Here is a 21,092-nt window from a genome sequence, read left to right on the forward strand (position 1 = left end):
ATGCATAATGGCTAATTATGATGTTTTAAAATTAGACGGAACTAAATCAGGTTCAATCGAATTAAGCGATGCAGTATTCGGTATTGAACCAAATAATAGCGTTCTTTTCGAAGCTATTAATTTACAACGTGCTTCATTACGTCAAGGTACACATGCTGTTAAAAATCGTTCAGCAGTAAGCGGTGGCGGACGTAAACCATGGAAGCAAAAAGGAACAGGTCGTGCTCGTCAAGGTACAATCCGTGCTCCACAATGGCGTGGCGGTGGTATCGTATTCGGACCAACTCCAAGAAGTTATGCATACAAAATGCCTAAGAAAATGCGTCGTTTAGCTTTACGCTCAGCATTATCTTTCAAAGCTCAAGAGAATGGCTTAACAGTAGTTGACGCATTCAACTTCGAAGCTCCAAAAACTAAAGAATTCAAAAATGTATTATCTACATTAGAACAACCTAAAAAAGTTTTAGTAGTTACTGAAAACGAAGATGTAAATGTTGAATTATCAGCACGTAACATCCCTGGCGTTCAAGTAACAACTGCTCAAGGTTTAAATGTTTTAGATATCACTAATGCTGACAGCTTAGTAATTACTGAAGCTGCTGCTAAAAAAGTTGAGGAGGTGCTCGGATAATGGAAGCAAGAGATATTCTTAAGCGCCCCGTAATCACTGAGAAATCTTCTGAAGCAATGGCTGAAGACAAATACACTTTCGACGTTGATACTCGTGTTAACAAAACACAAGTAAAAATGGCAGTTGAAGAAATCTTCAACGTAAAAGTTGCAAGTGTTAATATCATGAATTACAAACCTAAGAAAAAACGTATGGGCCGTTACCAAGGCTATACAAACAAAAGAAGAAAAGCGATTGTAACTCTTAAAGAAGGATCAATCGACTTATTTAACTAATAAACCAATTACCATTAAGGAGGTAAGCGACAATGGCTATTAAAAAGTATAAGCCAATAACAAATGGTCGTCGTAATATGACTTCGTTAGATTTCGCAGAAATCACGAAAACTACACCTGAAAAGTCATTATTAAAACCGCTACCGAAAAAAGCGGGACGTAACAACCAAGGTAAATTGACTGTAAGACACCATGGTGGTGGACACAAACGTCAATACCGTGTTATCGATTTCAAACGTAACAAAGATGGTATCAATGCAAAAGTTGATTCTATTCAATATGATCCAAACCGCTCAGCAAACATCGCTTTAGTTGTATATGCAGACGGTGAAAAACGATATATCATTGCTCCTAAAGGATTAGAAGTAGGTCAAATCGTTGAAAGTGGTGCTGAAGCTGACATCAAAGTTGGTAATGCATTACCATTACAAAACATTCCAGTTGGTACAGTAGTACACAACATCGAGCTTAAACCTGGTAAAGGTGGACAAATCGCTCGTTCAGCTGGTGCAAGTGCACAAGTACTTGGTAAAGAAGGTAAATACGTATTAATCAGATTAAGATCTGGTGAAGTTCGTATGATCTTATCTACTTGCCGTGCTACAATCGGTCAAGTTGGTAACCTACAACACGAATTAGTTAACGTTGGTAAAGCGGGACGTTCAAGATGGAAAGGTATCCGTCCAACAGTTCGTGGTTCTGTAATGAACCCTAACGATCACCCACACGGTGGTGGTGAAGGTCGTGCTCCTATCGGTAGACCATCTCCAATGTCACCATGGGGTAAACCTACGCTTGGTAAGAAAACTCGTCGTGGTAAAAAATCATCAGACAAACTTATCGTTCGTGGACGTAAGAAAAAATAATATAATCAACTTATTTGGGTGTGCGGCTTAAAGCTGCACGCACATAATAAGAAGGGAGGCGCCCAAATGGCTCGTAGTATTAAAAAAGGACCTTTCGTCGATGAGCATTTAATGAAAAAAGTTGAAGCTCAAGAAGGAAGCGAAAAGAAACAAGTAATCAAAACATGGTCACGTCGTTCTACAATTTTCCCTAATTTCATCGGACATACTTTTGCAGTATACGACGGACGTAAACACGTACCTGTATATGTAACTGAAGATATGGTAGGTCATAAATTAGGTGAGTTTGCTCCTACTCGTACATTCAAAGGACACGTTGCAGACGACAAGAAAACAAGAAGATAATATCTATTAAGTAGAGGAGGACATCCTAATGGAAGCAAAAGCGGTTGCTAGAACAATAAGAATCGCACCTCGTAAAGTAAGACTAGTTCTTGACTTAATCAGAGGTAAAAATGCTGCTGAAGCTATTGCAATTTTAAAATTAACAAACAAAGCTTCATCACCAGTAATTGAAAAAGTATTAATGTCCGCTTTAGCTAATGCTGAACATAACTATGACATGAACACAGATGAATTAGTAGTTAAAGAAGCATATGCTAACGAAGGACCAACATTAAAACGTTTCCGTCCACGTGCGCAAGGTCGTGCAAGTGCGATTAACAAACGTACAAGCCACATTACAATCGTCGTAAGTGACGGTAAAGAAGAAGCTAAAGAAGCTTAATTAACTTTTAAGGAGGGAATACTGTGGGTCAAAAAATTAATCCAATCGGACTTCGTGTTGGTATTATCCGTGATTGGGAAGCTAAATGGTATGCTGAAAAAGACTTCGCTTCACTTTTACACGAAGATTTAAAAATCCGTAAATTTATTGATAATGAATTAAAAGAAGCATCAGTTTCTCACGTAGAGATTGAACGTGCTGCAAACCGTATCAACATTGCAATTCATACTGGTAAACCTGGTATGGTAATTGGTAAAGGCGGTTCAGAAATCGAAAAATTACGCAACAAATTAAATGCGTTAACTGATAAAAAAGTACACATCAACGTAATTGAAATCAAAAAAGTTGATCTTGATGCTCGTTTAGTAGCTGAAAACATCGCACGTCAATTAGAAAACCGTGCTTCATTCCGTCGTGTACAAAAACAAGCAATTACTAGAGCTATGAAACTTGGTGCTAAAGGTATCAAAACTCAAGTATCTGGTCGTTTAGGCGGAGCTGACATCGCTCGTGCTGAACAATATTCAGAAGGAACTGTTCCACTTCATACGTTACGTGCTGACATCGATTATGCACACGCTGAAGCTGACACTACTTACGGTAAATTAGGCGTTAAAGTATGGATCTATCGTGGAGAAGTTCTTCCTACTAAGAACACTAGTGGAGGAGGAAAATAATAATGTTACTACCAAAACGTGTAAAATATCGTCGTCAACATCGTCCTAAAACAACTGGTCGTTCTAAAGGCGGTAACTACGTAACATTTGGTGAGTTTGGTTTACAAGCTACAACAACGTCTTGGATCACATCTCGTCAAATCGAATCTGCTCGTATAGCAATGACACGTTACATGAAACGTGGCGGGAAAGTTTGGATTAAAATCTTCCCACATACACCATATACTAAAAAACCTTTAGAAGTACGTATGGGTGCTGGTAAAGGTGCGGTTGAAGGCTGGATCGCAGTCGTTAAACCAGGTAGAATTTTATTTGAAGTTGCTGGCGTTTCTGAAGAAGTTGCGCGTGAAGCACTACGTTTAGCAAGTCACAAACTTCCAGTAAAAACTAAGTTTGTAAAACGTGAGGAATTGGGTGGTGAAACAAATGAAAGCTAAGGAAATTAGAGACTTAACCACTTCAGAAATCGAAGAACAAATCAAATCTTCAAAAGAAGAGCTTTTTAACCTACGCTTTCAGTTAGCTACAGGTCAATTAGAAGAAACTGCACGTATTCGTACAGTAAGAAAAACGATTGCACGTCTAAAAACTGTTGCTCGTGAAAGAGAAATTGAACAAAGTAAGGCTAATCAATAATTAAGTAAGAGGAGGTTACAAAAGTGAGCGAAAGAAACGATCGTAAAGTTTATGTAGGTAAAGTTGTTTCAGACAAAATGGACAAGACTATTACAGTACTTGTTGAAACTTACAAAACACACAAATTATACGGTAAACGAGTAAAATACTCTAAAAAATACAAAACTCATGATGAAAACAATTCAGCTAAATTAGGAGACATTGTTAAAATTCAAGAAACTCGTCCTTTATCAGCAACAAAACGTTTTCGTTTAGTAGAGATTGTTGAAGAGTCAGTAATTATTTAATACAAGTTTAGAGATAAGGGAGGTTTAACTAATGATCCAACAAGAAACACGCTTGAAAGTAGCAGACAACTCTGGTGCTCGTGAAGTTCTTACAATCAAAGTATTAGGTGGATCTGGTCGTAAAACAGCAAACATCGGCGATGTTATCGTATGTACTGTTAAAAATGCAACACCAGGTGGCGTTGTTAAAAAAGGTGACGTTGTCAAAGCTGTAATCGTACGTACTAAGTCAGGTGTTCGTCGTAATGACGGTTCATATATCAAATTTGATGAAAATGCATGTGTTATCATCCGTGATGACAAAGGCCCACGTGGTACTCGTATCTTCGGACCTGTTGCTCGTGAATTACGTGAAGGTAACTTCATGAAAATCGTATCATTAGCACCAGAAGTACTTTAATTAATAACAACCAATACAAATAAGGAGGTGCCCACATGCATATCAAAAAAGGTGACAACGTTAAAGTTATCGCAGGTAAAGACAAAGGTAAAGAAGGTAAAGTAATCGCTACTCTACCTAAAAAAGACCGTGTCGTTGTGGAAGGTGTTAACATTATGAAAAAACACCAAAAACCAACTCAATTAAATCCTGAAGGTGGAATCTTAGAAACAGAGGCAGCAATCCATGTTTCTAATGTACAATTATTGGACCCTAAAACAAACGAACCAACTCGTGTAGGTTACAAATTTGTTGATGGTAAAAAAGTTCGTATCGCTAAAAAATCTGGCGAAGAAATTAAATCTAATAATTAATAACAAGTTGAAAGGAGGATCCCACTTTGAACCGTTTAAAAGAAAAGTTTAACACTGAAGTTACTGAAAACTTAATGAAAAAATTCAATTATAGTTCAGTAATGGAAGTACCAAAAATAGATAAAATCGTTGTGAACATGGGTGTAGGTGACGCAGTACAAAATTCTAAAGTATTAGACAATGCTGTTGAAGAATTAGAATTGATCACTGGTCAAAAACCATTAGTAACTAAAGCTAAAAAATCAATCGCGACATTCCGTTTACGTGAAGGTATGCCAATTGGTGCGAAAGTAACACTTCGCGGAGAAAGAATGTATGAATTCTTAGACAAATTAATTTCAGTATCATTACCACGTGTACGTGACTTCCAAGGTGTTTCTAAAAAAGCATTTGACGGACGCGGTAACTACACTTTAGGTGTTAAAGAACAATTAATTTTCCCAGAAATCGACTATGATAAAGTAAGTAAAGTTAGAGGAATGGATATTGTTATCGTAACGACTGCTAACACTGATGAAGAAGCTCGTGAATTGTTAGCTAACTTCGGTATGCCATTCCGTAAATAATTATTTAAAGGAGGCTAATTAAGTGGCTAAAACTTCAATGGTTGCTAAGCAACAAAAAAAACAAAAATATGCAGTTCGTGAATACACTCGTTGTGAACGTTGTGGCCGTCCACATTCTGTATATCGTAAATTTAAATTATGCCGTATTTGTTTCCGTGAATTAGCTTACAAAGGCCAAATCCCTGGCGTTCGTAAAGCTAGCTGGTAATAAAAAAGAGTCTGAAAGGAGGCAACAATCAATGACAATGACAGATCCAATCGCAGATATGCTTACTCGTGTAAGAAACGCAAACATGGTGCGTCACGAGAAGTTAGAATTACCTGCATCAAATATTAAAAAAGAAATTGCTGAAATCTTAAAGAGTGAAGGTTTCATTAAAAATGTTGAATACGTAGAAGATGATAAACAAGGTGTACTTCGTTTATTCTTAAAATATGGTCAAAACGATGAGCGTGTTATCACAGGATTAAAACGTATTTCAAAACCAGGTTTACGTGTTTATGCAAAAGCTAGCGAAATGCCTAAAGTATTAAATGGTTTAGGTATTGCATTAGTATCAACTTCTGAAGGTGTAATCACTGACAAAGAAGCAAGAAAACGTAATGTTGGCGGAGAAATTATCGCATACGTTTGGTAATAAAAAATAAGGAGGTGCCATAACATGAGTCGTGTTGGTAAGAAAATTATTGACATCCCTAGTGACGTAACAGTAACTTTTGATGGAAATCATGTAACTGTTAAAGGTCCTAAAGGTGAATTATCAAGAACTTTAAATGAAAGAATGACATTCAAACAAGAAGAAAACACAATTGAAGTTGTAAGACCATCTGATTCTAAAGAAGATAGAACAAACCATGGTACAACTCGTGCTTTATTAAACAATATGGTACAAGGTGTTTCTCAAGGATACGTAAAAGTACTTGAACTTGTTGGTGTAGGTTACCGTGCTCAAATGCAAGGTAAAGACTTAATCCTTAACGTTGGTTATTCTCACCCAGTAGAAATTAAAGCTGAAGAAAACATTACTTTCTCAGTTGAGAAAAACACAGTCGTTAAAGTTGAAGGTATTTCAAAAGAACAAGTTGGAGCATTAGCATCTAACATCCGTTCAGTAAGACCTCCAGAGCCTTACAAAGGTAAAGGTATTCGTTACCAAGGTGAATACGTTCGCCGTAAAGAAGGTAAAACTGGTAAATAATAGATAAACTCTAAAGAAAGGAGTATTGAAATGATCAGTAAAATTGATAAAAATAAAGTGCGTTTAAAAAGACATGCTCGTGTTCGTACTAACTTATCAGGTACAGCTGAAAAGCCACGTTTAAACGTATATCGTTCAAACAAGCATATCTACGCTCAAATTATTGATGATAATAAAGGCGTAACATTAGCTCAAGCTTCTTCAAAAGACAGCGACATTGCTACTACAGCAACTAAAGTTGAATTAGCAACTAAAGTCGGTGAAGCAATTGCTAAAAAAGCTGCTGACAAAGGCATTAAAGAAATCGTATTTGACCGTGGAGGATATTTATATCACGGACGTGTTAAAGCATTAGCTGAAGCAGCAAGAGAAAGCGGATTAGAATTTTAATTTAAAGGAGGGACAAATACATGGCTCGTAGAGAAGAAGAGACGAAAGAATTTGAAGAACGCGTTGTTACAATCAACCGTGTAGCAAAAGTTGTAAAAGGTGGTCGTCGTTTCCGTTTCACTGCATTAGTTGTAGTTGGAGACAAAAATGGTCGTGTAGGTTTCGGTACTGGTAAAGCTCAAGAGGTACCAGAAGCAATCAAAAAAGCTGTTGAAGCAGCTAAAAAAGATTTAGTAGTTGTTCCACGTGTTGAAGGTACAACTCCACACACAATTACTGGCCGTTACGGTTCAGGAAGCGTATTTATGAAACCGGCTGCACCTGGTACAGGAGTTATCGCTGGTGGTCCTGTTCGTGCCGTGCTTGAATTAGCAGGTATCACTGATATCTTAAGTAAATCATTAGGATCAAACACACCAATCAACATGGTTCGTGCTACAATCGATGGTTTACAAAACCTTAAAAATGCTGAAGATGTTGCGAAATTACGTGGCAAAACAGTAGAAGAATTATACAATTAAGGAGGGAAAACTAGTTATGGCTAAATTACAAATTACCCTCACTCGTAGTGTTATTGGTCGTCCTGAAACACAACGTAAAACTGTTGAAGCTTTAGGTCTTAAAAAGACTAACAGTTCAGTAGTTGTTGAAGATAACCCTGCTATTCGTGGGCAAATCAACAAAGTTAAGCACTTAGTAACAGTAGAAGAAAAATAATCAAGGAGGTGCCGAAATGAAATTACATGAGTTAAAACCGGCAGAAGGTTCACGTAAAGAACGCAATCGTGTTGGACGTGGTGTTGCGACAGGTAACGGTAAAACAAGTGGTCGCGGACACAAAGGTCAAAAAGCTCGTTCAGGCGGTGGTGTAAGACCAGGATTCGAAGGTGGTCAATTACCATTATTCCGTCGTTTACCAAAACGTGGTTTTACTAACATAAATCGTAAAGAATATGCTATTGTTAACTTAGACCAACTTAATAAATTTGAAGATGGTACTGAAGTAACTCCAGCTTTATTAGTAGAATCTGGTGTTGTTAAGAATGAAAAATCTGGTATCAAAATACTAGGTAATGGTTCACTTGATAAGAAATTGACAGTGAAAGCTCATAAATTCTCAGCTTCAGCAGCAGAAGCTATTGATGCTAAAGGTGGAGCACACGAGGTGATCTAATGATTCAAACCCTTGTGAACTTCTTTAGAACAAAAGAGGTTCGTAACAAGATTTTCTTCACACTAGCAATGTTAGTAATTTTTAAAATAGGGACTTATATACCAGCTCCAGGAGTAAATCCTGCAGCTTTTGATAATCCCCAAGGTTCTCAAGGTGCCACTGAGTTATTAAATACTTTTGGTGGCGGAGCCTTGAAACGATTTTCTATTTTTGCAATGGGTATTGTACCCTACATCACTGCATCTATCGTAATGCAACTATTACAAATGGATATTGTCCCTAAATTCTCAGAATGGGCGAAACAAGGTGAAGTAGGAAGAAGAAAGTTAAATAATGTTACTCGTTATTTAGCAATTTCTTTAGCATTTATCCAATCTATAGGTATGGCATTCCAATTTAATAATTATCTCAAAGGTGCACTGATTATTAATCAGTCAATTATGAGTTATTTATTAATAGCACTAGTTTTGACAGCAGGAACTGCTTTCTTAATATGGCTTGGTGATCAAATCACTCAGTTCGGTGTTGGTAATGGTATTTCTATTATCATATTCGCAGGTATTTTATCAACGTTACCAGCAAGTCTAATTCAATTTGGACAAAGTGCTTTCGTTGGGCAAGAAGATACGTCATTAGCATGGTTGAAAGTATTAGGACTATTAGTGTCACTGATACTATTAACTGTAGGTGCTATTTATGTTCTTGAGGCCGTTCGTAAAATTCCAATTCAATATGCTAAGAAACAAACTGCTCAAAGATTAGGTTCACAAGCAACGTATCTACCTTTAAAAGTGAACTCAGCCGGTGTTATTCCTGTAATCTTTGCAATGGCGTTCTTCTTACTGCCTAGAACATTAACATTGTTCTATCCAGATAAAGAATGGGCACAAAACATTGCGAATGCTGCAAATCCTTCAAGTAATGTTGGTATGGTTGTATATATTGTACTGATCATACTATTCACATACTTCTATGCATTTGTACAAGTTAATCCGGAAAAAATGGCTGATAACCTTAAGAAACAAGGTAGCTATGTTCCAGGTATTAGACCTGGTGAACAAACCAAAAAATATATTACTAAAGTTTTATATCGTTTAACTTTTGTAGGTTCTATCTTCTTAGCCGTTATTTCAATTCTACCGATATTAGCAACTAAGTTTATGGGATTACCACAATCAATTCAGATTGGTGGTACAAGTTTACTTATCGTTATTGGTGTAGCGATTGAAACAATGAAATCTTTAGAAGCTCAAGTATCTCAAAAAGAATATAAAGGCTTTGGTGGTAGATAATTTTAGGAGGGCACTTATGAATATCATTTTGATGGGTTTACCTGGCGCAGGTAAAGGAACTCAAGCAAGTGAAATTGTCAAGAAATTCCCAATACCCCACATTTCAACTGGTGACATGTTCAGAAAAGCTATAAAAGAAGAAACTGAATTAGGTAAAGAAGCTAAGTCTTATATGGACCGTGGCGAATTAGTTCCTGATGAAGTGACTGTAGGTATCGTAAAGGAAAGAATTTCTGAAGACGATGCAAAAAAAGGCTTTTTATTAGATGGCTTCCCAAGAACAATCGAGCAAGCTGAGGCATTAAATAATATTATGTCTGAGCTTGACAGAAACATTGATGCTGTCATCAATATCGAAGTTCCGGAAGAAGAATTAATGAACCGTCTTACAGGTCGTCGAATCTGTGAGTCATGTGGTACAACGTATCATCTTGTATTTAATCCTCCGAAGGTCGAAGGTATTTGTGATATCGATGGTGGTAAATTGTATCAACGAGAAGATGATAATCCTGAAACGGTAGCTAATCGTTTGAGTGTTAATATTAAACAATCTAAGCCTATTTTAGATTTCTATGATCAAAAAGGTGTATTGAAAAATATTGATGGTTCAAAAGATATTAGCGACGTTACCAAAGATGTCATTGATATTTTAGATCATTTGTAATAGATCAACTTTTAGCGGTCTATTTTAAGTGAGGCATGATTTAATCATATTAGATAGATGAGAGTGGCAATTAACGATAATTAATTCCCGTAATTTTTGTTTAACTTATAAAATTAATCACTGATAGATTCGTAACAATAAAGTTGTCTATTGACGATTACCTTACTATTGCAAAAAGGGGGAAGTTAATCAATGGCTAAACAAGATGTAATTGAATTAGAAGGTACTGTATTAGATACTTTACCGAACGCAATGTTTAAAGTAGAATTAGAAAATGGTCATGAGATTTTAGCTCACGTAAGTGGTAAAATCAGAATGAATTACATTCGTATTCTACCTGGCGACAAAGTAACTGTTGAGATGTCTCCGTACGATTTAACACGCGGAAGAATTACTTATCGTTATAAATAATCGTCACTCCATAATATAGGGAGGTATAAAAATGAAAGTAAGACCATCAGTAAAACCTATTTGCGAAAAATGTAAAGTCATTAAACGTAAAGGTAAAGTAATGGTAATTTGTGAAAATCCAAAACACAAACAAAGACAAGGTTAATAAAAGAGAGGTGTAAATTAATATGGCACGTATTGCAGGAGTAGATATTCCACGTGAAAAACGCGTAGTTATCTCATTAACTTATATATACGGTATCGGTACGTCAACTGCTCAAAAAATTCTTGAAGAAGCTAACGTATCAGCTGATACTCGTGTGAAAGATTTAACTGATGACGAATTAGGTCGCATCCGTGAAGTTGTAGACGGTTATAAAGTCGAAGGTGACTTACGTCGTGAAACTAACTTAAATATCAAACGTTTAATGGAAATTTCATCATACCGTGGTATCCGTCACCGTCGTGGTTTACCAGTTCGTGGTCAAAAAACGAAAAACAACGCGCGTACTCGTAAAGGACCAGTTAAAACGGTAGCTAACAAGAAAAAATAATAGGTAAAGGAGGCAAATTTTAAATGGCACGTAAACAAGTATCTCGTAAACGTAGAGTGAAAAAGAATATTGAAAATGGTGTAGCACACATCCGTTCAACATTCAACAACACTATTGTAACTATCACTGATGAGTTCGGTAATGCTTTATCATGGTCATCAGCTGGTGCATTAGGATTCAAAGGATCTAAAAAATCAACACCATTTGCAGCACAAATGGCTTCTGAAACTGCATCTAAATCAGCTATGGAGCATGGTTTAAAAACAGTTGAAGTAACAGTTAAAGGACCTGGTCCAGGTCGCGAATCAGCTATTCGTGCATTACAATCTGCAGGTTTAGAAGTAACTGCGATCAGAGACGTTACTCCAGTACCTCATAACGGTTGTCGTCCACCAAAACGTCGTCGTGTATAATTTATGATGGTATTGTTACAGGTCACTGAGCAAACATTTTAAATTAAGTCGACGTATATAAGGAGGATATTTAAATGATAGAAATCGAAAAACCTAGAATTGAGACAATTGAAATTAGTGAAGATGCTAAATTCGGTAAGTTCGTTGTTGAACCACTAGAACGTGGCTACGGTACTACACTAGGAAACTCCTTACGTCGTATCCTACTATCTTCATTACCAGGTGCAGCCGTTAAGTATATTGAAATTGAGGGAGTTTTACATGAATTCTCAGCAGTAGACAATGTAGTTGAAGATGTTTCTACAATTATTATGAACATAAAACAATTAGCATTGAAAATTTACTCTGAAGAAGATAAAACTTTAGAAATTGATGTACGTGATGAAGGCGAAGTAACAGCAAGCGACATTACACATGATAGTGATGTTGAAATTTTAAACCCAGAGCTTAAAATTGCAACAGTATCTAAAGGTGGTCACTTAAAAATTCGTCTAGTTGCTAACAAGGGTAGAGGTTACGCATTAGCAGAACAAAATAATACTAGTGATTTACCAATTGGTGTAATCCCTGTTGATTCATTGTATTCACCCGTTGAACGTGTGAACTATACTGTTGAAAATACACGTGTAGGTCAAAGCAGTGATTTTGATAAATTAACATTGGATGTTTGGACTAATGGTTCAATCACACCACAAGAATCAGTTTCATTAGCAGCAAAAATAATGACTGAACACTTGAATATCTTCGTTGGTCTTACTGATGAAGCGCAAAACGCTGAAATCATGATTGAAAAAGAAGAAGATCAAAAAGAAAAAGTATTAGAAATGTCTATTGAAGAATTAGACTTATCTGTACGTTCATATAACTGCTTAAAACGCGCAGGAATCAATTCTGTTCAAGAGTTAGCTGACAAATCTGAAGCTGACATGATGAAAGTGCGTAATTTAGGTCGTAAATCTTTAGAAGAAGTTAAATACAAATTAGAAGATTTAGGATTAGGATTAAGAAAAGAAGATTGATAAAGGAGGTTAACTCATGGGTTACAGAAAATTAGGTCGTACTTCTGATCAACGTAAAGCTATGTTACGTGACTTAGCTACATCACTTATTATTAGTGAGCGTATTGAAACTACAGAAGCTCGTGCAAAAGAAGTTCGCAGTGTTGTTGAGAAATTAATCACTTTAGGTAAAAAAGGAGATTTAGCTTCTCGTCGTAATGCAGCTAAAACTTTACGTAATGTTGAAATCTTAAACGAAGATGAAACTACACAAACTGCACTTCAAAAATTATTTGGTGAAATCGCAGAACGTTATACAGAACGTCAAGGTGGTTACACTCGTATCCTTAAACAAGGCCCTCGTCGCGGTGACGGTGCTGAATCAGTAATTATCGAATTAGTATAACAATTTATATAAATACACTAACTACTTTTATATAAAGCAAATGAGTGCAACGATAATGTTTGCCACATACAAATATTGTCTAGCTCAGAGTACCCCATCAACTAAATAAAGATTTAAAGCGTGAACTCAACAAACTTATGATGGGGTGCGCGCTTTTTTATTGTATAAGCTATCGGACTTATGAACAGAAATGTTTACAAGTCCGATTTCTTTATATCTACTTTTTTGAGTCCGAATCTAAAAATATGATCAAACTAGTTTGATCAATTTCACTAGAACTGAATGAAGTGAAAGTATTATTGTTGAATCAAACGCGGCCTACCCTATATTAGTAAATCATTTATTTTATTAACGTTTATACATAATTGTTAGAGAGGAATAAATGTCCTTATCATTAGTTGTTAAACAACACTTTAAAGACTAGAAATGAGTCGGAAAATACTAGTAATATATAGCAAACCCAGTCAATGTCATATACAGCGATTTATAAATATTGTAAAATATGATAGATACACGAATCGTAAAGGAGAGAGACAAGTGGAGGATAAGAATTCAGTTATTGTATTTAAAAATGTTTCATTTCAATATCAAAGTGATGCATCCTTCACATTGAAAGATGTTTCTTTTAATATACCTAAAGGTCAGTGGACATCTATTGTTGGTCATAACGGTTCTGGGAAATCTACAATTGCCAAGTTAATGATTGGCATAGAGAACGTTAAATCTGGAGAAATTTTTTATAATAATCAAACTATAACAGATGATAATTTTGAAAAGTTAAGAAAAGACATAGGAATTGTATTTCAGAATCCGGATAATCAATTTGTTGGTTCAATTGTAAAATACGATGTGGCATTTGGACTCGAAAATCATGCGGTTCCACACGACGAAATGCACAGAAGAGTCAGCGAAGCACTTAAACAAGTTGATATGCTAGAACGTGCAGATTATGAACCTAATGCATTATCGGGGGGACAGAAGCAGCGTGTGGCTATAGCAAGTGTATTAGCACTTAACCCCTCTGTCATTATATTAGATGAGGCGACTTCTATGTTAGATCCTGATGCACGTCAAAATTTATTGGATTTAGTGAGAATAGTTAAATCAGAACATAATATTACAATCATTTCTATTACGCATGATTTATCTGAGGCGATGGAAGCAGATCATGTTATCGTTATGAATAAAGGGACTGTCTATAAAGAAGGCACAGCGATTGAAATTTTTGACCATGCAGAAGAGTTAACAACAATAGGTCTAGATTTGCCATTCCCAATCAAAATAAATCAAATGCTGGGACACCAAACATCATTCTTAACTTATGAAGGGTTGGTGAATCAACTATGAGTATTCGATTCAATGATGTGAGTTACACGTATCAACAAGGAACACCTTATGAACATCAAGCTATTCATGATATTAATACAGAGTTTGAACAAGGCAAGTACTATGCAATCGTTGGACAAACAGGTAGTGGTAAATCAACGTTGATTCAAAATATTAATGCATTGATTAAACCAACTAGTGGGACAGTTACAATTGATGATGTTACGGTAACACATAAGACTAAAGATAAATATATTAGACCTGTAAGAAAAAGAATAGGCATGGTCTTTCAATTTCCCGAATCTCAATTGTTTGAAGATACAGTAGAACGTGAAATGATATTTGGGCCTAAGAACTTTAAAATGGATTTAGATGAAGCTAAAAATTATGCACATCGTTTATTGATGGATCTTGGTTTTTCAAGAGATGTGATGTCACAATCGCCATTTCAAATGTCAGGTGGACAGATGCGTAAAATCGCAATTGTATCAGTGTTGGCAATGAATCCGGATATTATCGTTGTCGATGAACCTACAGCTGGACTTGACCCACAAAGCAAACGACAAGTTATGCGCTTATTAAAATCTTTACAAACAGATGAAAATAAGACAATTATCCTAATTTCACATGATATGAATGAAGTCGCGCGTTATGCCGATGAAGTCATCGTTATGAAAGAAGGTAGTATAGTGTCGCAAACATCACCAAAAGAGCTCTTTAAAGAAAAAGAAAAGTTGGCGGGGTGGCATATTGGGTTGCCAGACATCGTTCAGTTACAATATGACTTTGAACAAAAACATCAAACAAAGTTAAAAGATATTGCCTTAACTGAAGAAGCATTTGTTAGCTTGTATAAGGAGTGGCAACATGAAAAATAAATTGATTATAGGGCGATATTTGCCAAATGACTCCTATGTTCATCATTTTGATCCAAGAGCAAAGTTAATGTTTGTTTTTCTTTTTATTATATTAATATTTGTCTGTCATTCACCATTAACATATCTTTGGGTGTTTGCACTTATATTATTCTTTATGAGATTAGCAAAAATTCAATTATGGTTCTTAATTAAAGGTTTAACGCCAATATTTTTCTTTTTAATCTTCACATTAATGATGCATATATTTTTAACTAAAGGTGGATATGTATTAGTTGAATGGCATGGCATCACGATTGAAACTAATGGTATTTTAGAAGGGCTATATATATCATTACGATTAATTGGTATTGTGATGATTGCAACGATTATGACGCTGTCGACAAGTCCAATTGATTTAACAGATGCGTTTGAAAGATTACTTGCACCACTAAAGATGTTTAAATTACCAGTTCATCAATTAAGTATGATAATGTCTATTGCGTTACGATTCATCCCGACGTTAATGGATGAGTTAGATAAAATCATTTTGGCGCAAAAGTCGCGTGGTTCTGAAATCAGTTCAGGGAACATTGCAACACGTATTAAATCATTTATTCCATTACTAGTGCCACTATTCATCTCAGCTTTCCAACGCGCCGAAGAATTAGCGGTCGCAATGGAAGTTAGGGGTTATGATGCCAATGTTCAAAGAACGAGCTACAGACAGCTTAAATGGCAATTGAGAGATACGTTATCTTTAATCATGATAATCCCAATTGCAATTATTTTATTCGTATTAAAATATTCAGGAGTGTAAATTCATGCGTATATTAGTAGAAATTGCGTATCAAGGAAATAATTTTCTAGGTTTTCAAATTCAACAAAATGGACGTACGGTACAGCAACAATTTGAAAAGCTATTACAACGCATGCATAAAAGACATGTGAGAATCCATCCTTCAAGTAGGACTGATAGAGGTGTACATGCGATACAGCAATACTTTCATTTCGACACAGAGCTGAATATACCTATGTCACAATGGCAATATGCAATGAACCGAACGTTACCTGATGATATTTATGTCAACAATGTAGTTACAGTCGATGACGATTTTCATTGTCGTTACGATTGTGTCGGTAAACGCTATCGATATAAAGTATATCAAGCACAACACCGCGATCCATTTCAAAGTGGTTTGAAAACATTTATTCCTGAAACGTTGGATTTAGACAAAATGAACAAAGCGGCGCAACAATTCATAGGTACACATGATTTTACGGGATTTTGTTCGCAAAAAACTGAAGTAGAAAGCAAAGTTAGAACATTATACCAAAGTGAAATTGTAAAAACAGATGATGGCTTTGATTATATTGTCACTGGATCTGGATTTTTATATAACATGGTGCGAGTCTTAGTTGCATTTTTAATAGAAGTTGGAAAAGGACGACATGAAATTTCTGATGTGCCGAAGCTTCTTGAATCAAAGAATCGTAAGAATGTACCTTTTACTGCACCGGCTGAAGGACTATATTTAGAGAAGATTTATTTAGATGAAAATGAGTTATTAAAAGACTTTGGCAACGATATAAAAATACATCGTAAAAAATCATTACAAAATGACTGATTGCCATTGACAAAAAGCTTGTGAAATTATAAGATTATTAACGGTATTGTTTTATATCCACCCCACGATAAGCCCCGGAAACTTATTGTGTTACAAGATATATAAGCAGAAACGAACAACAGTTAACAAAATAAATGAAATTAAACGTTTTAAAAATGAAACAAATGAAATCATCTATTAGGTTATGAAACTGTTTATAGCTTGAATAGAAGCATTTATTTTTTAGGAGGACAATTATTATGCGTCAAACATTTATGGCAAATGAATCAAACATTGAGCGCAAATGGTATGTTATCGATGCTGAAGGCCAAACATTAGGTCGTTTATCATCAGAAGTAGCATCTATCTTACGCGGTAAAAATAAAGTAACTTACACACCACACGTTGATACTGGTGATTATGTAATCGTTATTAATGCATCAAAAATCGAATTTACTGGTAACAAAGAAACTGACAAAGTTTACTACCGTCACTCAAATCACCCAGGTGGTATCAAATCAATCACTGCTGGTGAATTAAGAAGAACTAACCCAGAACGTTTAATTGAAAACTCAATTAAAGGTATGTTACCAAGCACTCGTTTAGGCGAAAAACAAGGTAAAAAATTATTTGTATATGGTGGCGCTGAACATCCACACGCTGCACAACAACCAGAAAACTACGAATTACGTGGTTAATTAGAAGGAGGAAATGACTTTGGCACAAGTTGAATATAGAGGCACAGGCCGTCGTAAAAACTCAGTAGCACGTGTACGTTTAGTACCAGGTGAAGGTAACATCACAGTTAATAACCGTGACGTACGCGAATACTTACCATTCGAATCATTAATTTTAGACTTAAACCAACCATTTGATGTAACTGAAACTAAAGGTAACTATGATGTTTTAGTTAACGTACATGGTGGTGGTTTCACTGGACAAGCTCAAGCTATCCGTCACGGAATCGCTCGTGCATTATTAGAAGCAGATCCTGAATACAGAGGTTCTTTAAAACGCGCTGGATTACTTACTCGTGACCCACGTATGAAAGAACGTAAAAAACCAGGTCTTAAAGCAGCTCGTCGTTCACCTCAATTCTCAAAACGTTAAGCTGCAGCTGTTGCGAACTTGTTCGTTTACAGATGGAGTTCGCAAATTGCGGCAGCAATTTGTGTTCAACTGAAGAAACGTTTACAACACTCTTTGGATTATTCCAAAGAGTGTTTTTTGTATTTTTATAGAGTTATTTAGATACCATTTAGTTACCCCTAGAGTAACTAATTTGTTTCAATTCTGCTTAAAATTCAATGATATGAAACTTTATGAAACCATATGAAATGACCTTGTTTTTCTTTGGGATTCGTACGACAAGCAGATAGAGGTTGTAATGATATTCGATAGATATCGTATTGAATGTTATAATAAAGTCAATAAGATGCGAGATTGCGAGGTTTATATATGACTAGTAGTAAGTATATTGAATATTTGCAAACTGAGGTTGAAGGACAGCTTCTAGATCGAAAGAGGGCATCTATAAATCCTAAAGATGTTGCTCAACACATTAGTGCGTTTGCAAATGCTGAAGGTGGCAAACTGGTAATTGGTATTGAAGATAATGGAGAAATTTCGGGATTTAATCATTCAAAAGCAAAAAAGAAAGAGGTTTATATTGAAGCACCTTTCGAACATTTATATAGAATACCTAAATATACATATGAAATAATAGAAGTGAAGAAACGCGATGGAACTATGGATGAAATTCTTGTTTTCGACATTGAACCCAGTTATGATGCCATAATCACCTTAAAAGATGATTCAGTATATTTAAGGATTAACGATAAAAGTAGAAAACTGACACACAATCAAATTACAAATCTAGAATACGACCGTGGTTCACGAAGATTCGAAGAAGAATTAGTAGAGTATTCTAGTATTGAAGATGTGAATGAAGAACTAGTTGATGAATTTAAGCAATTACTTAATACAAACGTAGATAATGAAAAATTATTAAAAGCTAGAGGATTTATGCGTGAAGGTAAATTGACAGTTGCAGGTTTGTTATTGTTTAGTAATAACATCAATGTTTATTTACCAGGCGCTAGAATTCGATTTATGAGGTATGAAGGTACAAAAGAAGAATCTGGGACAAGACTTAACATTGTAAAAGATATTACTTTTGATAAAGCTTTGCCAGTAGCAATAAGAGAAGCGAGAGCCTTTATCAATACACAATTACGTGAATATACTTTTTTAGGTAAAGAGGGAAGATTTGTAACTTTGCCAGAATATCCAGAATTTGCTTGGTTTGAGGGAATGATAAATTCTATTGTACATCGCAGATATGATAATCAAGGCGATCATATAAGAATAAAAATGTTCGACGACAGATTAGAAATTAGTAGCCCGGGTGCACTGCCTGCTTCTGTTACGTTAGAGAATATTAAAGAAGAAAGATATTCAAGGAATCCAAAATTAGCTGCAGCATTAACTCAATATAAATGGGTGAGAGAATCAAATGAGGGCGTGGGACGTATATTTGACGAAATGAAGGAATATTTTTTAGATGATCCTGTATACTCAGAGCCTAATAATAGTTCAGTACAACTAGCTTTGAAGAATAACATAATAGCAAGGAAAAAAAGAGAAACAGGGAGAGTGAGTAATATAATAACACCTGAATTATTTGAAAGTTTAAATGAGCAACAAGAATTAATTGTGAGACATTTATATAATCAAGGCGAACTAACAGCATCTAAAATTGCTAATATTATTCAAAGGTCTGTTCCTACTGCTAGAAAAAGATTGAAAGAATTAGAGGAAATGAATATTATATCGACACATGGATCAAGTAAGAATGATCCAAAGAGAACATATTATTTACTCGGATTCGAGTAAAGAGAAAAATTTTCGAGTAACTTAAAAGAAAAATATTAAAAATCATGGGAAACCAATGATATCAAGGGTTTTGTGAGCTTTCGAGTAAAGAGAAAAATTTTCGAGTAACTCAAAAGAAAAATATTAAAAAATCATGAGAAACCAGTGATATCAAGGGTTTTGTGAGCTTTCGAGTAAAGAGGCGGATTTTCGAGTAGTATTATTTAATAAGAATTACAAGTTAAATAAAATACCTACTAATCAGAAGTTGACAGAGATTGTAGAATTTTTATCAGATGGTAAGTTAGCAAGTAGACTTGAAATTCAAGAAACAATATGACTTCGAAAAAATTTATACATCTTAGTTAATTGCTGAACTAAAGAAATTAGAAATTATCGGATCCGAAGGTAGAGGTCCAGGTACTAGATATTATTTATTTAGAGGCTAATAAATACATCATGTGATAACCGGACGATAACCTATTGATATACATAAAAACATTGATAAATCAATATATTTACGACCGGACGATAACCGGACGATACAAGAGTATATACAACCGGACAGCAGTTTATTTAGTTACCCTTTAGTTACCCTTTAGTTACCCCTGAGTGATATTTGGTGCAATACTATGCAATCGGAAAAATTAGAAATCCTTTAGTATCAAGGCTTACGACAGTCTATACAATTGTACGAAACCCTAAAGTTTTTTGAACGTAAAAAACCAAATTTTAAAGCAGTTCGTCGTTCACCTCAATTCTCAAAACGTTAATTGTCGGACGATATATACAAAACACCTCGATGTTATGTCGAGGTGTTTTTTTGCGTTTGTGTAGGGAATATGAAATGTGTAGAGTATAAATGAACTTTCCTTTATTTAATGTCTCAGGAATAGAATAAATTCAAATATGAATTATTGATTTACACGTATAATTTGTACATGCTTACATAATCAAAAGTGTACATTATTAAATTGTCATTTAGCTTGCGGGAGGGGCGGATAATAATGTTCTAATCATAGTGGTTCAAGGGAAAGGGCTATCGGATGAAAACCGGAAGATAACTCAAGATCCATGATTTAAGAGTATTATCAAAATAAGGAGTGACTTAATTGAAAGATTCTATATTTTGGAAGAAAGCTTTTATTCCTGTTTATTTTATTGTTGCGATGCTGGTGTTTCTACTTTTTAGGTTTTATATTAAAACAGATAACTTTTCTATATATTTAATGATTATCTTCTTAATTTGTTTAGGAACTGCTTCTATCATTTATAACTATAAAACCAATCGATAAATATAAGTATGAAATGTATAAGTCACAGTTAGTTCTAAGTCTTGCTGTGACTTTTTAATCGAAACACCATTTTGAAACTGCCATAAAACAGCATTTTTATATCTCCATAAAACGACAAATTCATTCCACCATAAAACGACAATTTCAAACCGCCATCGACTAAATACCAAACTCAAAGACATTGTAACAATCCTTCACACCAATCAATCCAACATCCCTCATAATCACACTGCACAAA

General features: G+C 35.2%; 36 protein-coding genes. 35 read left to right on the forward strand and 1 reads right to left on the reverse strand.

Annotation, left to right across the window (positions count from 1 at the left end; genetic code table 11):
- Positions 1-7 precede the first annotated feature (7 nt).
- The 35 genes from rplD to HMPREF2658_RS02100 all read left to right on the forward strand — a co-directional run bounded on the left by rplD (position 8) and on the right by HMPREF2658_RS02100 (position 20,854).
- Entirely contained in the window at positions 8-631 is a 624-nt protein-coding gene (gene rplD / locus HMPREF2658_RS01930; RefSeq protein ID WP_000024827.1) for a 50S ribosomal protein L4, read from the forward strand.
- Positions 631-906, forward strand: coding sequence for a 50S ribosomal protein L23 (gene rplW, locus HMPREF2658_RS01935; RefSeq protein WP_000388082.1), 276 nt, complete (start codon positions 631-633; stop codon positions 904-906). The genes rplD and rplW overlap by 1 nt, the downstream gene beginning before the upstream one ends.
- A 32-nt stretch (positions 907-938) precedes the next feature.
- Complete coding sequence (gene rplB, locus HMPREF2658_RS01940) at positions 939-1,772, forward strand: 50S ribosomal protein L2 (protein ID WP_000985472.1); 834 nt, start codon at positions 939-941, stop codon at positions 1,770-1,772.
- A 66-nt stretch (positions 1,773-1,838) separates the two neighbouring features.
- Positions 1,839-2,117, forward strand: coding sequence for a 30S ribosomal protein S19 (rpsS, locus tag HMPREF2658_RS01945; RefSeq protein ID WP_000124353.1), 279 nt, complete (start codon positions 1,839-1,841; stop codon positions 2,115-2,117).
- 28 nt (positions 2,118-2,145) lie between these two features.
- Entirely contained in the window at positions 2,146-2,499 is a 354-nt protein-coding gene (gene rplV, locus HMPREF2658_RS01950) for a 50S ribosomal protein L22 (protein ID WP_000387527.1), read from the forward strand.
- Positions 2,500-2,522: 23 nt separating this feature from the next.
- Entirely contained in the window at positions 2,523-3,176 is a 654-nt protein-coding gene (gene rpsC / locus HMPREF2658_RS01955) for a 30S ribosomal protein S3 (RefSeq protein ID WP_000529877.1), read from the forward strand.
- 2 nt (positions 3,177-3,178) lie between these two features.
- Positions 3,179-3,613, forward strand: coding sequence for a 50S ribosomal protein L16 (gene rplP, locus HMPREF2658_RS01960; RefSeq protein WP_000926310.1), 435 nt, complete (start codon positions 3,179-3,181; stop codon positions 3,611-3,613).
- Positions 3,603-3,812, forward strand: coding sequence for a 50S ribosomal protein L29 (gene rpmC, locus HMPREF2658_RS01965; RefSeq protein ID WP_000644737.1), 210 nt, complete (start codon positions 3,603-3,605; stop codon positions 3,810-3,812). The genes rplP and rpmC overlap by 11 nt, the downstream gene beginning before the upstream one ends.
- 23 nt (positions 3,813-3,835) lie before the next feature.
- A complete protein-coding gene (rpsQ, locus tag HMPREF2658_RS01970; RefSeq protein WP_000004086.1) occupies positions 3,836-4,099 on the forward strand; it encodes a 30S ribosomal protein S17 in 264 nt (87 codons plus the stop codon).
- A gap of 31 nt (positions 4,100-4,130) precedes the next feature.
- The gene (gene rplN / locus HMPREF2658_RS01975; protein ID WP_000615921.1) at positions 4,131-4,499 is read left to right on the forward strand and encodes a 50S ribosomal protein L14; all 369 of its coding nucleotides are present in this window, start codon (positions 4,131-4,133) and stop codon (positions 4,497-4,499) included.
- A gap of 35 nt (positions 4,500-4,534) precedes the next feature.
- Positions 4,535-4,852: a 50S ribosomal protein L24 gene (gene rplX / locus HMPREF2658_RS01980; RefSeq protein ID WP_000547687.1), complete on the forward strand. Its 318-nt coding sequence runs from the start codon at positions 4,535-4,537 to the stop codon at positions 4,850-4,852.
- 26 nt (positions 4,853-4,878) lie between these two features.
- Positions 4,879-5,418: a 50S ribosomal protein L5 gene (gene rplE / locus HMPREF2658_RS01985; protein WP_001080824.1), complete on the forward strand. Its 540-nt coding sequence runs from the start codon at positions 4,879-4,881 to the stop codon at positions 5,416-5,418.
- Positions 5,419-5,440: 22 nt separating this feature from the next.
- The gene (locus tag HMPREF2658_RS01990; RefSeq protein WP_001140799.1) at positions 5,441-5,626 is read left to right on the forward strand and encodes a type Z 30S ribosomal protein S14; all 186 of its coding nucleotides are present in this window, start codon (positions 5,441-5,443) and stop codon (positions 5,624-5,626) included.
- 31 nt (positions 5,627-5,657) lie between these two features.
- Positions 5,658-6,056 carry a 30S ribosomal protein S8 gene (rpsH, locus tag HMPREF2658_RS01995; protein WP_000178881.1) on the forward strand — a complete coding sequence of 133 codons (399 nt, stop codon included), beginning with the start codon at positions 5,658-5,660 and terminating at the stop codon, positions 6,054-6,056.
- 24 nt (positions 6,057-6,080) lie between these two features.
- The gene (gene rplF, locus HMPREF2658_RS02000; RefSeq protein ID WP_000091975.1) at positions 6,081-6,617 is read left to right on the forward strand and encodes a 50S ribosomal protein L6; all 537 of its coding nucleotides are present in this window, start codon (positions 6,081-6,083) and stop codon (positions 6,615-6,617) included.
- Positions 6,618-6,647: 30 nt separating this feature from the next.
- Positions 6,648-7,007 (forward strand): 50S ribosomal protein L18, encoded by a 360-nt coding sequence (gene rplR, locus HMPREF2658_RS02005; RefSeq protein WP_000623881.1) that lies wholly within the window; start codon positions 6,648-6,650, stop codon positions 7,005-7,007.
- A gap of 20 nt (positions 7,008-7,027) precedes the next feature.
- On the forward strand, positions 7,028-7,528 hold the full coding sequence (gene rpsE, locus HMPREF2658_RS02010; RefSeq protein WP_000113851.1) for a 30S ribosomal protein S5: 501 nt from the start codon (positions 7,028-7,030) through the stop codon (positions 7,526-7,528).
- Between the two features lie 16 nt (positions 7,529-7,544).
- Positions 7,545-7,724, forward strand: coding sequence for a 50S ribosomal protein L30 (rpmD, locus tag HMPREF2658_RS02015; RefSeq protein ID WP_001096577.1), 180 nt, complete (start codon positions 7,545-7,547; stop codon positions 7,722-7,724).
- Positions 7,725-7,740: 16 nt separating this feature from the next.
- Positions 7,741-8,181 (forward strand): 50S ribosomal protein L15, encoded by a 441-nt coding sequence (gene rplO / locus HMPREF2658_RS02020; protein ID WP_000766074.1) that lies wholly within the window; start codon positions 7,741-7,743, stop codon positions 8,179-8,181.
- The gene (secY, locus tag HMPREF2658_RS02025) at positions 8,181-9,473 is read left to right on the forward strand and encodes a preprotein translocase subunit SecY (protein ID WP_000616780.1); all 1,293 of its coding nucleotides are present in this window, start codon (positions 8,181-8,183) and stop codon (positions 9,471-9,473) included. The genes rplO and secY overlap by 1 nt, the downstream gene beginning before the upstream one ends.
- 16 nt (positions 9,474-9,489) lie before the next feature.
- Positions 9,490-10,137, forward strand: coding sequence for an adenylate kinase (locus HMPREF2658_RS02030; RefSeq protein WP_001021468.1), 648 nt, complete (start codon positions 9,490-9,492; stop codon positions 10,135-10,137).
- A 192-nt stretch (positions 10,138-10,329) separates the two neighbouring features.
- Positions 10,330-10,548 carry a translation initiation factor IF-1 gene (infA, locus tag HMPREF2658_RS02035; RefSeq protein WP_001118443.1) on the forward strand — a complete coding sequence of 73 codons (219 nt, stop codon included), beginning with the start codon at positions 10,330-10,332 and terminating at the stop codon, positions 10,546-10,548.
- Positions 10,549-10,579: 31 nt separating this feature from the next.
- Positions 10,580-10,693, forward strand: a complete 114-nt coding sequence (gene rpmJ, locus HMPREF2658_RS02040; RefSeq protein WP_000868342.1) for a 50S ribosomal protein L36 — start codon at positions 10,580-10,582, stop codon at positions 10,691-10,693.
- A gap of 22 nt (positions 10,694-10,715) precedes the next feature.
- On the forward strand, positions 10,716-11,081 hold the full coding sequence (rpsM, locus tag HMPREF2658_RS02045) for a 30S ribosomal protein S13 (protein ID WP_000090796.1): 366 nt from the start codon (positions 10,716-10,718) through the stop codon (positions 11,079-11,081).
- Between the two features lie 23 nt (positions 11,082-11,104).
- On the forward strand, positions 11,105-11,494 hold the full coding sequence (rpsK, locus tag HMPREF2658_RS02050; protein ID WP_000101625.1) for a 30S ribosomal protein S11: 390 nt from the start codon (positions 11,105-11,107) through the stop codon (positions 11,492-11,494).
- A gap of 74 nt (positions 11,495-11,568) precedes the next feature.
- The gene (locus tag HMPREF2658_RS02055) at positions 11,569-12,513 is read left to right on the forward strand and encodes a DNA-directed RNA polymerase subunit alpha (protein ID WP_000569649.1); all 945 of its coding nucleotides are present in this window, start codon (positions 11,569-11,571) and stop codon (positions 12,511-12,513) included.
- Between the two features lie 16 nt (positions 12,514-12,529).
- Positions 12,530-12,898: a 50S ribosomal protein L17 gene (gene rplQ, locus HMPREF2658_RS02060; RefSeq protein ID WP_000542274.1), complete on the forward strand. Its 369-nt coding sequence runs from the start codon at positions 12,530-12,532 to the stop codon at positions 12,896-12,898.
- Positions 12,899-13,435: 537 nt separating this feature from the next.
- Entirely contained in the window at positions 13,436-14,245 is an 810-nt protein-coding gene (locus HMPREF2658_RS02065; RefSeq protein ID WP_000389669.1) for an energy-coupling factor transporter ATPase, read from the forward strand.
- Positions 14,242-15,102 (forward strand): energy-coupling factor transporter ATPase, encoded by an 861-nt coding sequence (locus tag HMPREF2658_RS02070; protein WP_000027572.1) that lies wholly within the window; start codon positions 14,242-14,244, stop codon positions 15,100-15,102. Before HMPREF2658_RS02065 ends, HMPREF2658_RS02070 begins: the two co-directional genes overlap by 4 nt.
- Complete coding sequence (locus tag HMPREF2658_RS02075; RefSeq protein ID WP_070854180.1) at positions 15,092-15,898, forward strand: energy-coupling factor transporter transmembrane component T family protein; 807 nt, start codon at positions 15,092-15,094, stop codon at positions 15,896-15,898. Before HMPREF2658_RS02070 ends, HMPREF2658_RS02075 begins: the two co-directional genes overlap by 11 nt.
- A 4-nt stretch (positions 15,899-15,902) precedes the next feature.
- Positions 15,903-16,706: a tRNA pseudouridine(38-40) synthase TruA gene (gene truA, locus HMPREF2658_RS02080; protein ID WP_001221849.1), complete on the forward strand. Its 804-nt coding sequence runs from the start codon at positions 15,903-15,905 to the stop codon at positions 16,704-16,706.
- A 239-nt stretch (positions 16,707-16,945) separates the two neighbouring features.
- Positions 16,946-17,383, forward strand: a complete 438-nt coding sequence (gene rplM, locus HMPREF2658_RS02085) for a 50S ribosomal protein L13 (RefSeq protein ID WP_001250038.1) — start codon at positions 16,946-16,948, stop codon at positions 17,381-17,383.
- Between the two features lie 19 nt (positions 17,384-17,402).
- Positions 17,403-17,795, forward strand: a complete 393-nt coding sequence (gene rpsI, locus HMPREF2658_RS02090) for a 30S ribosomal protein S9 (protein ID WP_001790547.1) — start codon at positions 17,403-17,405, stop codon at positions 17,793-17,795.
- Between the two features lie 348 nt (positions 17,796-18,143).
- The gene (locus tag HMPREF2658_RS02095; RefSeq protein WP_000204279.1) at positions 18,144-19,580 is read left to right on the forward strand and encodes an ATP-binding protein; all 1,437 of its coding nucleotides are present in this window, start codon (positions 18,144-18,146) and stop codon (positions 19,578-19,580) included.
- Between the two features lie 1,091 nt (positions 19,581-20,671).
- Entirely contained in the window at positions 20,672-20,854 is a 183-nt protein-coding gene (locus HMPREF2658_RS02100; protein WP_000655242.1) for a hypothetical protein, read from the forward strand.
- On the opposite strand, the gene HMPREF2658_RS02105 is transcribed toward HMPREF2658_RS02100, so the two are convergent.
- Entirely contained in the window at positions 20,836-21,036 is a 201-nt protein-coding gene (locus HMPREF2658_RS02105; protein ID WP_001622005.1) for a hypothetical protein, read from the reverse strand. The two genes, HMPREF2658_RS02100 and HMPREF2658_RS02105, sit on opposite strands and share 19 nt — an antisense overlap.
- Between the last annotated feature and the right edge of the window lie 56 nt (positions 21,037-21,092).

The organism is Staphylococcus sp. HMSC062H10, from assembly GCF_001836945.1.
GTDB classification, from domain to species: Bacteria; Bacillota; Bacilli; order Staphylococcales; family Staphylococcaceae; genus Staphylococcus; species Staphylococcus aureus.